Origin of the sequence: Paenirhodobacter populi (assembly GCF_004022215.1) — a bacterium.
Lineage (GTDB): Bacteria > Pseudomonadota > Alphaproteobacteria > Rhodobacterales > Rhodobacteraceae > Rhodobacter > Rhodobacter populi.
In genome coordinates this window covers 153,700-167,037 of sequence record NZ_SAUZ01000005.1, presented here as the reverse complement: position 1 = coordinate 167,037, position 13,338 = coordinate 153,700, and the positions used below count along the sequence as shown (strand labels likewise).

Genomic DNA, 13,338 nt, shown 5'->3' with positions numbered 1-13,338 from the left:
TACGCGCGAGCCCCCGAGAGCGACTCACGGCAGGACGATAATATGAACGCATCAACCGAAGGCCCGCGTGTGGCGCCAGACGCCGACGACTGGGACCCGTTCGGAAAACCGCTGTTCGACGACCCTTCCGCGCGCGCGCTCAGTCGCGTCGGTGTCGTGGATGTCGGGTCGAACTCGATCCGGATGGTGGTTTTCGATGGCGCCGCCCGCTCGCCGGCCTATTTCTTCAATGAAAAGGTCATGGCGGGGCTGGGTCAGGGGCTGGCGGAAACCGGCCGTCTCAATCCGCAGGGGCGCGAACGCGCGCTGATGGCGCTGACCCGCTTCGCCGCGGTGGCGAAGGGGCTGGATATCGGCCCGCTCACCGTTGTCGCCACGGCGGCGATGCGCGATGCCGAGGACGGGCCGGAATTCCGCGCTCTTCTGGAACGCGAAACCGGCCTGCATCTGCATATCATCGACGGTCCCGAAGAGGCGCGCCTATCCGCGCAGGGCGTGTTCCTTGGCTGGCCCGATGCACAGGGGCTGATCTGCGACATTGGCGGCAACTCGATGGAACTGGCCGAGGTGGGCAACGGCACCGTCGGGCGGCGGGCGACCTCGCAGCTCGGGCCGTTCCGGTTGCAGCAGGTGAAGGGCGGCCGCAAGGACCTGATCGCGCATGTCCGCAATGTCATGGCGGAACTGGTGGCGACGGTCGGGCTTGGCCATGAACGGATCTATCTGGTGGGTGGCTCGTGGCGGGCGATCGCGCGGCTCGACATGGAACGGCAGGGCTATCCGCTGCTGGTGCTGCATGAGTACCGGATGGAGCCGGACAGCCTGCTGAAAACCCTCGATTGGATCGAGAAGAGCGATCTGGGCCAGTTGCGGGCGCAGACCGGCACCTCGGCCGCGCGGATGGAACTGGTGCCGCTGGCCAGTCTGGTGCTGCGCGAGCTGATCGAGACCTTCAAGCCGAAGGAGATCGACGTTTCCTCCTTCGGGATCCGCGAGGGGCTGCTGTATGAACAGATGCCCGAACGGCTGCGCATCCGCGACCCGCTGATCGAGGCCTGCCGCTACGCCGAAAAGACCCAGGCGCGCGTGCCGGGCTTTGCCAAGACGCTGCACAAATTCATCGCGCCGGTCTTCGGGCGGATCTCGCCCGAACGTTACCGCCTGCACCGGGCCGCCTGCTATCTGCACGACACCACCTGGCGCACCCATCCCGACTACCGGGCCGAGGCGTGCTTCGACAATGTGACCCGCGCCAACATGGCCGCGCTGAGCCATCCGGAGCGGGTGTTCATCGGCCTCGCGCTGCTGCACCGCTACAAGAACTCCCGCGCCGGTTCGCGGTTCGAGCCGCTTTTCTCGCTGCTGAGCCCCGAACAGATCAACGAGGCCGAGATCCTTGGCAAGGCGATGCGCTTCGGGGCGATGTTCTCCACCCCGAACCTGACCGAGGTGGCGAGCCTCGACTACCGGGAGAAAAAGAACCAGCTGGTGCTGAAGCTGAGTGATCGCGGCGCGCCGCTGTTCGGCGAGGTGACCGAGGCCCGGTTCCAGGCGCTGGCGAGCACGCTGAAGGCGACGACGGCGGTGGAACGGGTCTGAGCGGGGTTTATGGCGGATGCGTCGCAGGGGGCCAGCCCCCTCGCGCATGCGCGCTCACCCCCGGGATATTTAGGGAAGAATGAAGGCGGGAAGTCAGGGCTGCGGATCGGTTTCCGGCAGGTAGCGGGTTGCCGACATGGCAAGATCGTACCCCACGAACGGAGCGCGGTTTTCCGGACAGTGTCTGCGCGGCCCGATGGTTTCGGTCGCCGGCTAAAGCTCGATCTCCGGGGCGCCGGGATCGGGCGCGGGCGCGGGCGGGGAGAGGGCGGGCGGCGGCGGTGCGCCGGGCTTGCGGGGGATCACGATATCGCCATTCGGCAGGCGTTTGGGCGCCTCGTAATTGCCGACATCGTCGATCAGCGCCTGCAACTGCTGCAAGGCGGGGCCGAGCTGGCGCGCCGCCTCGGCCATCGCGCCGCTCATCTCGTCGAGCTTCGGGCGCACCTCGGATAAGAGGCCGCGCAGGAACAGTTCGACGCCGCGTTCGACCAGGCTGCGGCCTTCGGCCATGTCGCCGGTCGCGTCGCCATCCTGCGTATCGGTGTCCTGCGCATGGACGGGCAGGCTCAGGCAGGCGATCAGGGCAGCGGCTGTCAGGGTTCTTCTCATGCGCCGGATATAGGCCATCAGAGCGCGATGTCCAAGCTGACCGGGAAATGGTCCGAGGCCTGCAACAGCGCCTCGCGCAGTTCCGGCACCCGGTAGCAGGCCGGATCGTCGAACGGATGCCAGATCCGCCAGACGGGCGCCGCCGCGCACAGATCGGGCGACAGCAGGATGTAGTCCAGCATCGCCGAGAAATACTGATGCAGGTCGCCGCGCCAGAACCGCGCCGAGGCGGGTTGCGCCGCCAGCGGGTGATCGCGGCTCAGCCTCACATGCGGATCGCGCAGGCGGCGCTCGGGCGGCAGCCCCTCGCCCACCACGATATCGAGTCCGGAACGCCCGAACAGCCGTTCGTATTCGTCGAGCCCCGGCCCGTCGTTGAAATCGCCGAGCACCACGAAACTGTCCCCGGCATCCAGCCGCTGCTCGATCCGGCGGCGGAGCCAGATACATTGGGCAAGCTGCTTGCGGCGGTTCTCGATCGCCACGCGGACCAGCGCGGCGGGATCGGCGGCGCCATGCGGGGCCTTCGACTTGATATGCACGCCGATCAGCCGCAGCTCGCGCCCCGCGGCGGTGATCCGCGCCTCCAGCGGCGGTTTCGAGAAGATCACCGTGTCCATCCGGTCGTCGATGTCCAGATCAATGCTCAGCCGCCGGTCGAAGCGCGGGCAATCCGGCGTGCCGGGATCGGGATCATGCACGGCGGTCACCACGTCCGGATCGTAAAGCAGGGCGATTTCCTGTTGCGAATCATTCGCATAGCCCAGAAGCGCGCGTCTTTGCCGCAAACCGAAGCGGGCGGCGAAACGTTCGAGCTGATCGACGGTGCGGTGATCGTCGGCATCGTCCGGCGCCTCGACCACAAGGAACAGATCGGCATCGACCGCGGTGAAGACGATGCCGAGCGCGCCAAGTTGCTGCGCCCGCGTGATCTGATAGCGCGCCGATCCTTCGTCATCGTCAAGCAGCCTGCCCCGCCGGTCGAACAGCGCGTTGAACCATTCGACGTTATAGGTGGCGATGCGCATCCTGCGCCCCCTCGCGGATCTGCTGCCAGGCGCGGTTGAGCGCGACGACCCGTTCCTCGGCCAGGCGGATCGCGTCGGGCGGCAGGCCGCTGGCGATGGCATGGTCGGGATGCGCCTCGCGCACCGCGCGTTTCCAGCGCGCCCTCACCTGATCCATCGGCGTGCCGGGCGGCAGTTCCAGAACCGTCCAGGGGTCCGGCTCCGCATCCGGCACAAAGCCCGCGCGCATCGACAGGAAACAGGTCTCGTCGAAGCCGAAGATCCGCGTGACTTCGCGCAGGAAGATTTCCTCGCCCTCGTGATAGTCGCCGTCGGCGACGGCAATGGCGAAAAGCCCTTCCAGCACGTGGCGCAGCGCCGGGCTGCGCGGCCCGAACATGGCGGCGATCTTGCGGGCGTAGGAGTCGAACCCCGCGATGTCGGTCCGCGCCAGATCGAAGACCCGGGCGGCATGCGCCTCTTCCCCCGGCGGGATGCGGAAGATGCGGCGGAAGGTCGCCACCTCGTCGCGGGTGACGCGGCCATCGGCCTTGGCCATCTTCGCCCCAAGCGCGATGACCGCGATGGTGAAGGCGACCGACCGTTCCGGCGGCGCGCGCAGATGGTCGAAGACGGACGCCAGCCCCTCGCCCCGGGTCAGGGCGGCGATCGCTTCGGAGATCCTTGTCCAAAGGGAAAGCGGCTTGTCCATGCCGCAAGCATAACCCGCCCGGGCGGCCGAGCGATAGGGTCAAGATGACGCCGCGACAGCCCCCTGTCCCGAAAGCGAGGCGACTCTTGCACCCAAAGGCATGGCGCGGGGGGCCAAAGCTTCCTATATCTGCGGGAGAGGAGATCCAGATGATCCGAACGCTCCGGCTTGCCGCCGCCCTGTTCCTTGCCATACCCCTGCTGCTTCCCGCCGGGGGCGCGCTTCATGCGCAGGAGGCGGAGGGATTCGCCCCGATCTCCTCCGAGGGGGTCAGTCTGCAGGATTTCATCTGGCAGAAGCGCCCGGTGGTGGTCTTTGCCGACAGCGCCGACGACCCCGCCTTTCAGGAACAGATGCGGTCCCTGCAGGCCGCCTGGCCCGATCTGGCGGCGCGCGATGTCATCATCATCACCGATACCGAGCCGGGCACGCTGAGCGACGTGCGCCGCACCCTGCGCCCGCGCGGGTTCTCCATCGTCCTGATCGAGAAGGACGGCACCGTCGCGCAGCGCAGGCCCACCCCGCGCAACGGCCGCGAGATCGCCAGCTCGATCGACAAGATGCCGATCCGGCGCGAGGAAATCCGCAATGCGCCGGCGCGGCAGAACCGCGTGGGCGGCTGACGGCTCCCATCACATGAAAATACCACCGGCGCGGCTGCGCCGATGGTATCCGATGTCTCGGCCTTCCGGCCAGGATCAGCGGCAGTAGCCGCCGATGCCGGCGTTACAGCTTGCGCCGCCCGCCAGCGCGCCAAGAGCGGCGCCCGCGACGATGTTCTGGTCGGTCGCATCGGCGATGATCGCGCCCGCGCCCGCGCCGGTCAGAGCCCGGCCACCCTGGCTTTCGCAGCCGGCCACAGCCGTCGCCGCCGCAAGGGCAAGGATAAGGTGAATGCTACGCATAGAGATCTGCCTCCGAAAAGCGTTGTTGTTTGCAGGTAGTTTAATGCACGCAGTTTGCAAGAAAAACCGCAAGTTTCAACGCCGCTCCGATCACGATCGCGGCTGAGCGGAGGCTTGCCGACCGGCCCCAAAAGAAAGCGGACCGGCTTGTGACCGGCCCGCGAGGCACAGGAAGGGGTAGGGATGTGAATCGCGTCATGTTCCGGCGTGCATTCCCGGAACCGGGCAGATGGAACGGAGGCACATGAAGCCCCCCCAGACTGCCGCCGCGCGGGGCGCTTGGCAAAACCAAACCGCGCGGTCATGCACGGATCGGCGACAAGCTGCCATTTTATGCGCGACGCTGGCCGGATGACGCTCAATCGTCCTCATCTTCGTCGAGTCCGCCCCAATCGAATGCGTCGGGATCGGCGAAGACCTCGGGAAAGGACGCCTGCGCCCGTTTCAGATCGATTTTCAGAAGCTGTTCGTAGGAGGCGGGATCGAAGGGCTCGGCCGCCGGAACCACCTCGCGGCCGATCAGCCAGCTCAGCCGGCCGGCATCGAGATTACCGCGCTCGAACGGCTCTTCGCCGAAATGGTCCCACAGCGCCGCCATGAACCCCGCATCGGCGCGGCGGTCGGCGGGCGAGCGGTCACGATATCTTTCGCGCCGCACGATCTTGGTCGCGCCGGCCTTGTTGGCACGGCGGATGATGAACTGATGATCGGTCCCGGGAAGACGGCCCGGAAAGCCGCGATGTTTGAGCATGGAATCACCTCCTGCGCGGAGGCATCGCACAACCTGCCGGCGGGACGCAACCTGCCCCGCAGGATCCGGCCTTCGCCGGGCCGGAATTGCCGGGGGCGCGGGTTTGCGCCCCGCCCCCGGCCAGACCGATCAGAGCTTGCTGTGATAGGTCGGTTCGGTGGTCACCGGAGCGGGCGCCGGCGGAACCGGTTCGGGTTTCGGCGCGCAGGCGGCGACGAAGGCAACAAGAGCGACGGCAATAAGAGCTTTCGACATTTTTCACTCCAATGGAACAGGGAGGTCCGGTGACGCTTCGGTCGGGATCCATCTGCTCGATCATGTCACGAGTCGGCCAATTCCAACCCGTTGCAAGGCTATATCCTCGTCGCGCGAGCGTGAAGCGCTCAATTCGTCCATTCGGCGGATTCATGACGGCGGATCGGCGGAACCCCGTCCGCCACCTGTCAGAACAGCTCCCAGACGCAGGCCCCGTCGACGATGGAGAAGGCATCGAAATACTGCGCGACGGTTTCATCGGCCGAGCCGAAGGGAATCGCCCGGCTCGACAGGCTGATGACGATCTGCGCGGGTTGCGGGCCGGTGTTGGACACGCGCGGCAGGGCGTAGTCGTTGCACAGCGCCTGCATGTCGTCCTCGACCTGTTCGGGCGACACCGCCGAATCCGTCCCAAGGCCGGGCGCCACGAACCGGAATCGCAACGTCAGTCCCGCCGGTCCCTGCAGGTCGTGCAATGTCTCGACCCAGTGGACCTCCTGCCCCGAGGGAACGGGAACCGTCGCCGGGTCCATGGCGGCGACCTCTTGCGCCTTTGCCGACCCGACCGACAGAAGACCGGCCAGCGCCGCCGCCAGCCCCCAACCAGACGCGCGCTTCATCCGTCCCTCATGTCGTGGTGTTTCTTCCGCAGGTCGATGCGCAGCGGCCCGCGGCTGCTGTCCGCGGCGCATCGCCGCGCCGGTTTCCCCTGAATATCCGCCAAGCCTGACCCCCGGAATTTGGCTCAGCCTATACGGGACGCGATGTCACACAAAGCGGATTCCGGCGGGCCTCAGCCCTGTTCCTTTTCCGCGAGGGCAAGCCATTCCTCTTCCGCCGCGGCCAGCGCCGCCTGCCGATCCGACAGCATCTCGGTCGCCTTGCGGAACTTGACCGGCTCGCGGCTGAACAGGTCGGGATCGGCAAGCAGCGTGCCGAGCTTGCCGATTTCGGATTCCAGCTTCGCGATGATCTCGGGCAGGGCTTCCAGCCGGTGCTTTTCGGTAAAGCTCAGGCCGGATTTGCGGGCGGGCGCGGCGGGCTTTTCCGCCGCCTGCGCGGGCTTCGGCGCGGCGGGGGCCACGGGAGCCGCCGCCTCCGCCGCGCTCAGCGCCTTTTGCGTCTGATAATCGCTCCAGCCGCCGGCATAGACCGTGGCGCGGCCGTCGCCTTCCATGGCGATGGTCGTCGTCGCCACCCGGTCGATGAAGTCGCGGTCGTGGCTGACCAGCAGCACCGTCCCCGGATAGTCGCCCAGAACGTCCTGCAACAGGTCCAGCGTCTCGACATCCAGATCGTTCGTCGGCTCGTCGAGGATCAGCAGGTTCGAGGGTTTCGCCATGATCCGCGCCAGCAGCAGCCGCGCGCGTTCCCCGCCCGACAGCGAGCCGATCGGCGCCCGCGCCTGCGATTCGTCGAACAGGAAGTCCTTGAGATAGGCCACCACATGCTTGGGCGTGCCCCGCACCATGACCTGATCGGCGCGGCCCGAGACCCGCATGTCGGGATCGTTCACCAGCCCGTCCCACAGGGTCATGTCCAGATCGAGCGTCGCCCGCGCCTGATCGAAGACCGCCATTTCCAGATTGGTGCCAAGCGTCACCGTGCCCGCATCCGGCGCGATTTCGCCGGTCAGCATTTTCAGCAGCGTGGTCTTGCCCACGCCGTTCGGCCCGACGAAGGCCACCCGGTCGCCGCGCATCACCCGCAGGTCGAAATTCTCGACGATGGTCTTGTCGCCGAACCGTTTGGTCAGGCCCTTCGCCTCGATCACCCTTTTGCCGGACTGGTTGCCCGAATCGATCTCCATCGCGGCGACGCCCTGCCGGCGGATCTGTCCGGCGCGCTGTTCGCGCAGATCCTGCAAGGCGCGCACCCGGCCCATGTTGCGCTTGCGCCGGGCCGAGATCCCCTCGACCGCCCATTTCGCCTCGGCCTTGATCTTGCGATCGAGCTTGTGGCGCGCCTCGTCCTCTTCGGTCCAGACCTGCTCGCGCCATTCCTCGAAGGCCTCGAAGCCCCTCTCCTGCCGCCGCACCACGCCCCGGTCGATCCAGAGCGTCGCCTTCGTCAGATTGCGCAGAAAGGCCCGGTCGTGCGAGATCAGTACGAAGCCCGCCCGCGTGTCTTTCAGCTGCGCTTCGAGCCAGGCGATCGCCTCGATGTCGAGATGGTTGGTCGGCTCGTCGAGGAGCATCAGCTCCGGCGCCTCGGCCAGCAGTTTCGCCAGCGCCGCGCGGCGCCGTTCGCCGCCCGAGGCGGTGTTCACATCCGCATCGGGGCGGAATTTCAGCCCCTCGGCGACCATCTCGACCCGGTAGTGATCGGCGTCGTCCAGACCCGAGGCGGCGAAGTCGCCAAGCGTGGCGAAGCCCGACAGATCGGGTTCCTGCTCCATATAGCCGACGCGCGTGCCCGAGGGGACCACACGCTCGCCGTGGTCGGGCTCGACCAGCCCGGCCATGACCTTCATCAGGGTGGATTTCCCCGATCCGTTGCGCCCGACAAGGGCCACCCGGTCGCCCTGCTGGACGACCAGATCGAGCCCGTCGAACACGGGATTGCCGCCGAAGGTCAGCGAGATGTCGGTGAGTTGCAGAAGGGGTGCGCGTGCCATGAAAGCGGGCTACAGGCGGCACCGCGAAAGGTCAACGGGGATGGCTTCGGCCCGGCGTTTTTCGGCGGGCGCATTTCGGGAACGCCGGGGTGAGTGGAGAGGAAGGGAGGGGGCCAGCCCCCTCTTGGCCTTTGGCCAATTCACCCCCGGGATATTTATGGAAGAATGAAGGCAGGGGACGATTCGGGCGTTCCGTGGATGCGGTGAACAGGACGGGGCGACCCCTACCCTGCTACGAGGCGCAGCGCGCGGGCGCGGGCGGGCGGGATCGCGCGGATTTCCAGCCCGGTGAAGACGTGGAGCGTGTTCAGATCCGGGTCGATCACCGCATGGTCGCTGACCCAGCCGCCCATCAGCAGGTAGCTGCGCAGGAGCGGCGGCATTTCCCGCATCGCCTTTTGCGGATCGCCCGCGCGCCCGGCCAGCGCCCGCACATAGCGCACGACGCGCGGCGCCTTGATCCGCGGCAGCCAGCGCGGCGGGGCGAGGTGGCGATCGGCCAGCAGCGCGAAGGCATCGGCATATCGTTGCCAGGCGGTCCCGGAGAAGGAGGAACAGCCGAACAGCAGCTCCACGCCCTTTTCGTCGACATAGCGCGTCATCGCGCCCCAGGCGACGCGGAGGATATCGGGGTCGTGCGCCTCGGGATCGAGGCAGAAGCGCCCCATCTCGACCATCCGGCCGCCATAGCCGCGCAGCGCCGACAGTTCGTAGTATTGCGCCGAATAGCTGCGGCCGATGTCGCCGCCGTCGCGCAGGGGCAGGATGCGGTAGCAGCAGACCAGCCGCCCGGTCGCCACCTCCTCGACCAGAACATGCTGGCAAATTCCGTCGAAGGCGTCGGCATCGCGCCGCCCCGCGGCCGCCGCGTCGTCGCATCGGCCGATGAAGCTGCGCCAGCGCAGCGCCTGCGCCGCCCGCAGATCGGCCTCGTCCTTCGCGAAACGTGCCGCGTAGCGGCCTCTTGCCAGCGCAAACATCTTTGTCCCCGAGCCGGCTCCCCGACGCACCATACGACAAGGACCTTACCCGGCAAACGTGAAAGCGCCGCGACGTTCGGGCTTTGCCCCGGCGCGGCCCGGTTTGCCCGAAACCCGGTCAGTTCCGGTTGCCGGGCGAATCCACAAGCTGTCCGGCGTTCACCCGACCGACGTTGCTCAGCAACTGCCGGATCAGGCCGGTGCCGCCGATGTTCGAATCGGTCACGCGCCGCGACAGGACGACGACCTCGCCCTTTTCCAGTCCGAAGCGTTCGACATTCGACACGACGCCGTTCTGGCCGAAGCTGATCGCCACCACCTCGCGTTCGATTTCCTGCGGCGCGCGGGCGCCGAAGTAGCGCCAGCGCGAGCCGACGTAGTACCAGCCCGAGCCTTCCAGCACGCCTGTCGAGGACGGCCGCCCGATCGCCGCCGCCACATCGTCGCGCGTGCTCTTGCCCACGACGACCTGCGCCAGTTCGCGTTCGGTCGGCACATAGCCGTGATTGCGATAGACCGCCTGACAGCCGGCCAAGAACAGGGCCGCCACAAGCATCAGCGCCTGCGCGGCGCGCCGCTTCCGCGTCACGGTTCCGGTGCTCACCTGCATACCCCTCTTGCCTCGTGGCCTGTGGCCTTTTATCCCGATTACAACAACAAGGCCCGGCCCTCAAGCACCATGCGCCGGGCGCGCCGATCCACGCCGCCCGATCCGAAAGGTCCCCAGATGCCCGAGCTTTCCCCCGACGCCCCGCCGCCCTGGTCGCATCCGGTCCGCACGGCCGAGCTGGCCACGCGCAAGCCCAACCGTTTCGACCTGAAGCCGGATGCGCAGACCCGGGCGGCGATCGCCGCATGGGCCGGGATCACCGCCCTGCCCGCCCTGCGCCTGCGCGGCATGCTGACGCCCAAGGGCCGCAGCGACTGGCTGCTGGAGGCGGATTTCGACGCCGAGGTCGAACAGCCCTGCGTGGTGACGCTGAGCCCCGTCCACACCACCCTGCACGAAACCGTGACGCGCCGCTATCTGGCCGACATGCCCGAGCCCGAGGGCGAGGAAGTCGAGATGCCCGAGGACGACACCGCCGAGCCCCTGCCCGCGGCGATCGACCTTGCGGCGGTGGCGCTCGAGGTGCTGGAACTGGCGCTGCCGCTCTATCCGCGGGCGGAGGGGGCGGAACTGGGCGAAAAGGTCTTCACCCAGCCGGGCGCGACGCCGCTGCGCGACGAGGATACCCGCCCCTTTGCCGCCCTGCGCAGCCTGATCGAACGCGGAAAAGACGGCGAAGACGGCGAAAAGTGACGGTTTTCCGGGTATTTGCCGGGGCAGCGGAGGCCACCCCGGCAAGGCGGCAAGAAAGGACTTGCAACCGTGGGGAATCGCAGTATGTTCCCGGCCTCATTCGATGTTTGGGTTCGCACCCGGTCCGCAGTTCGGCGCCAGTGACGAAACTCCAGTAAATCAGGGCCTTGGCCCGCCAGCACTTGAGGTTGAGACATGGCTGTCCCGCAAAACCGAGTTACGCGCTCCCGCCGCAACATGCGCCGTGCGCATGATGCCCTTGTTGCCGCCAATCCGGCGGAATGCCCGAACTGCGGCGAGCTGAAGCGCCCGCACCACGTTTGTGGCGCCTGCGGTCACTACGACGACCGCGAAGTGGTGGCGAAAGCCGCCGAGGTCGATCTGGACGACGACGCGGCGTAAGCCCGTCGCCCGGACCCGCCGATGATGCTGCCAGAGCAGGAACGGACGCAGGCCGGGGGCCAGACAGACACTGCCGACACGCAGGGCCGCCGGAAGGCGGTCACCGCGCCGGATGTTTCCGGCGCGATTGTCGTTTCGATTGACGCCATGGGCGGCGACCGGGGTCCCTCGGCCGTCGTCGAAGGCATGTCGATCGCGCTGAAGGCCAACCCCGCGCTGCGCTTTATCGTGAACGGACGCGAATCCGAGGTCGCGCCGCTGATCGCCCAGGCCGGGATCGGCGCCGCCTGCACGCTGGTGCATGCGGAGGCCGTGGTGACGATGAACGACAAGCCCGCGCAGGTGATGCGGCGCGGCTCGGATACCTCCATGTGGGCGACGGTCGAGGCGGTGCGCGACCACCGCGCCCATGTCGCCGTCTCCTGCGGCAATACCGGCGCGCTGATGGCGGTGTCGATGCTGCGGCTGCGCAAGCTGCCGGGCGTGGACCGGCCGGCGATCGCCTCGTTCTGGCCCTCGTTCAACCCGAGCGGCTGGAACGTCATGCTCGACATGGGGGCGGATGTGCGGGCCGATGCGCCCGACCTGCTGACCTATGCGCTGATGGGCGCCTCCTATGCGCGTCACGCGCTCGGGCTGGAACGGCCGCGCGTCGGGCTGATGAACGTCGGCACCGAGGAGCACAAGGGCAACGCCGAGCTGCGCGCCGCGCATGAGCTGATCGCCGCCGCGCAGGACCGGGGCGCCTATGACTTCATCGGCTTCGTCGAGGGGAATGACCTGCCCTCGGATCGGGTCGACGTGATCGTGACCGACGGCTTCACCGGCAATGTCGCGCTGAAGACCGGCGAGGGCACGGCCAAGATGGCGTCGCGCCTGCTGCGCGAGGCGTTCACATCTTCGTGGATGGCGAAGCTCGGCGCGCTGCTGGCGATGCGGGCGCTGAAACGGCTGAGCGCGCGGATGGACCCGCGCAGGGCCAATGGCGGCGTGTTTCTGGGCCTGAACGGCACCGTGATCAAGTCTCATGGCGGGGCCGATGCCACCGGCGTCGCCGCCGCGATCGAGCTTGCGGCGCGGCTGGCGAAGTCCGGTTTCGCCGACCGGCTCGCGGCACGGGTTGCCTCTGCCATCGCGGCGGGGCAGGATGCGCCTTCCCAAATGGCCAGCAACGAGTCCGCCAAATGATAACAAGAGCCGTGGTCCGGGGCGTCGGCCACTACCTGCCGGAACGTGTCGTCGAGAACGCCGAATTCGAAAAGAGCCTCGACACCACCGACGAATGGATCCGGTCCCGCACCGGGATCGAGCGGCGCCATTTCGCCGCCGAGGGGGAAAACACCTCGCAGCTTGCGATCCGGGCGGCACAGGCGGCGCTGGCCGATGCCGGCATGACGGCGGATCAGATCGACGCGATCGTCGTCGCCACCTCGACGCCGGATTTCACCTTCCCCTCGGTCGCGACGATGGTGCAGGCCGGGCTTGGCAGCACCTCGGGCTTTGCCTTCGACGTGCAGGCGGTCTGCGCCGGTTTCGTCTTTGCGCTGGCGAATGCCAACGGGATGATCCTGTCGGGTCAGGCGAAGCGGGTGATGGTGATCGGCGCGGAGACATTCTCGCGCATCATGGACTGGAGCGACCGGTCCACCTGCGTGCTGTTCGGCGACGGCGCGGGCGCGCTGATCCTCGAGGCGGCGGAAGAGGCCGGCACACCGGCCGACCGCGGCATCCTCGGCGTCGATCTGCATTCCGACGGCCGCTATCGCGATCTGCTCTATGTCGACGGCGGCGTGTCCAGCAACGGGCAGGCCGGGCATCTGCGGATGCAGGGCAATGCCGTCTTCAAACATGCCGTCATCAAGCTGGCAGAAACCGCGCATGCCGCGCTCGACAAGGCCGGGCTGACGGCCGCCGATGTCTCCTGGATCGTGCCGCATCAGGCGAATCTGCGAATCATCTCGGCCACCGCGGACCGGATGGGCCTGCCGATGGACCGGGTGATCCTGACGGTGCAGGACCACGGCAACACCTCGGCCGCGTCGATTCCGCTGGCACTTTCGGTCGGGCGGGAACGCGGCCAGATCAAGCCGGGCGATGTCATCGTCACCGAGGCGATCGGCGGCGGTCTGGCCTGGGGTTCGGTGGTGCTGCGCTGGTAGGCGCGGCGGCCTTTGATGGCTTGTGCAGACCCTCGC

Annotated in this window: 16 protein-coding genes; 6 read left to right on the top strand and 10 right to left on the bottom strand. The window is 67.6% G+C overall.

Going from position 1 to position 13,338, the window contains the following annotated elements; translation table 11 throughout:
- Positions 1 to 42 precede the first annotated feature (42 nt).
- Positions 43 to 1,599, top strand: coding sequence for a Ppx/GppA family phosphatase (locus D2T30_RS06630; RefSeq protein WP_128183023.1), 1,557 nt, complete (start codon positions 43 to 45; stop codon positions 1,597 to 1,599).
- Positions 1,600 to 1,812: 213 nt separating this feature from the next.
- Here the strand turns inward: D2T30_RS06630 and D2T30_RS06625 are convergent, their stop codons facing one another.
- From D2T30_RS06625 to D2T30_RS06615, 3 genes are read right to left on the bottom strand one after another with little or no spacing between them, the layout of a single operon-like run.
- Positions 1,813 to 2,229, bottom strand: a complete 417-nt coding sequence (locus D2T30_RS06625; RefSeq protein WP_241651215.1) for an AAA+ family ATPase — start codon at positions 2,227 to 2,229, stop codon at positions 1,813 to 1,815.
- Entirely contained in the window at positions 2,229 to 3,239 is a 1,011-nt protein-coding gene (locus D2T30_RS06620) for an endonuclease/exonuclease/phosphatase family protein (protein ID WP_128208231.1), read from the bottom strand. The genes D2T30_RS06625 and D2T30_RS06620 overlap by 1 nt, the downstream gene beginning before the upstream one ends.
- Positions 3,220 to 3,930, bottom strand: a complete 711-nt coding sequence (locus tag D2T30_RS06615) for a tellurite resistance TerB family protein (protein WP_128183027.1) — start codon at positions 3,928 to 3,930, stop codon at positions 3,220 to 3,222. Before D2T30_RS06615 ends, D2T30_RS06620 begins: the two co-directional genes overlap by 20 nt.
- A 149-nt stretch (positions 3,931 to 4,079) precedes the next feature.
- Here D2T30_RS06615 and D2T30_RS06610 point away from each other — a divergent pair, with 149 nt between their 5' ends.
- Positions 4,080 to 4,553, top strand: a complete 474-nt coding sequence (locus D2T30_RS06610; RefSeq protein ID WP_128183029.1) for a DUF4174 domain-containing protein — start codon at positions 4,080 to 4,082, stop codon at positions 4,551 to 4,553.
- A gap of 75 nt (positions 4,554 to 4,628) precedes the next feature.
- Here the strand turns inward: D2T30_RS06610 and D2T30_RS06605 are convergent, their stop codons facing one another.
- The 7 genes from D2T30_RS06605 to D2T30_RS06580 form a co-directional block, all read right to left on the bottom strand.
- Positions 4,629 to 4,835: a hypothetical protein gene (locus D2T30_RS06605; protein WP_128183031.1), complete on the bottom strand. Its 207-nt coding sequence runs from the start codon at positions 4,833 to 4,835 to the stop codon at positions 4,629 to 4,631.
- 358 nt (positions 4,836 to 5,193) lie between these two features.
- Positions 5,194 to 5,586 carry a hypothetical protein gene (locus D2T30_RS06600; RefSeq protein ID WP_128183033.1) on the bottom strand — a complete coding sequence of 131 codons (393 nt, stop codon included), beginning with the start codon at positions 5,584 to 5,586 and terminating at the stop codon, positions 5,194 to 5,196.
- 129 nt (positions 5,587 to 5,715) lie between these two features.
- Positions 5,716 to 5,841, bottom strand: coding sequence for a hypothetical protein (locus tag D2T30_RS23910; protein WP_277749139.1), 126 nt, complete (start codon positions 5,839 to 5,841; stop codon positions 5,716 to 5,718).
- Between the two features lie 188 nt (positions 5,842 to 6,029).
- The gene (locus D2T30_RS06595) at positions 6,030 to 6,461 is read right to left on the bottom strand and encodes a DUF6497 family protein (RefSeq protein WP_128208230.1); all 432 of its coding nucleotides are present in this window, start codon (positions 6,459 to 6,461) and stop codon (positions 6,030 to 6,032) included.
- 173 nt (positions 6,462 to 6,634) lie between these two features.
- Positions 6,635 to 8,458: an ABC-F family ATP-binding cassette domain-containing protein gene (locus tag D2T30_RS06590; protein WP_128208229.1), complete on the bottom strand. Its 1,824-nt coding sequence runs from the start codon at positions 8,456 to 8,458 to the stop codon at positions 6,635 to 6,637.
- A 224-nt stretch (positions 8,459 to 8,682) separates the two neighbouring features.
- Positions 8,683 to 9,438 carry a GNAT family N-acetyltransferase gene (locus D2T30_RS06585; RefSeq protein ID WP_128183039.1) on the bottom strand — a complete coding sequence of 252 codons (756 nt, stop codon included), beginning with the start codon at positions 9,436 to 9,438 and terminating at the stop codon, positions 8,683 to 8,685.
- Between the two features lie 118 nt (positions 9,439 to 9,556).
- Complete coding sequence (locus D2T30_RS06580; protein ID WP_128183041.1) at positions 9,557 to 10,048, bottom strand: outer membrane protein assembly factor BamE; 492 nt, start codon at positions 10,046 to 10,048, stop codon at positions 9,557 to 9,559.
- A 117-nt stretch (positions 10,049 to 10,165) separates the two neighbouring features.
- Here D2T30_RS06580 and D2T30_RS06575 point away from each other — a divergent pair, with 117 nt between their 5' ends.
- The 4 genes from D2T30_RS06575 to D2T30_RS06560 all read left to right on the top strand — a co-directional run bounded on the left by D2T30_RS06575 (position 10,166) and on the right by D2T30_RS06560 (position 13,302).
- Complete coding sequence (locus tag D2T30_RS06575; RefSeq protein WP_128183043.1) at positions 10,166 to 10,741, top strand: YceD family protein; 576 nt, start codon at positions 10,166 to 10,168, stop codon at positions 10,739 to 10,741.
- A 195-nt stretch (positions 10,742 to 10,936) separates the two neighbouring features.
- Positions 10,937 to 11,143, top strand: coding sequence for a 50S ribosomal protein L32 (gene rpmF, locus D2T30_RS06570; RefSeq protein ID WP_128183045.1), 207 nt, complete (start codon positions 10,937 to 10,939; stop codon positions 11,141 to 11,143).
- 21 nt (positions 11,144 to 11,164) lie between these two features.
- Entirely contained in the window at positions 11,165 to 12,331 is a 1,167-nt protein-coding gene (plsX, locus tag D2T30_RS06565) for a phosphate acyltransferase PlsX (protein WP_277749140.1), read from the top strand.
- On the top strand, positions 12,328 to 13,302 hold the full coding sequence (locus D2T30_RS06560; protein WP_128183047.1) for a beta-ketoacyl-ACP synthase III: 975 nt from the start codon (positions 12,328 to 12,330) through the stop codon (positions 13,300 to 13,302). The genes plsX and D2T30_RS06560 overlap by 4 nt, the downstream gene beginning before the upstream one ends.
- Positions 13,303 to 13,338: the final 36 nt, after the last annotated feature.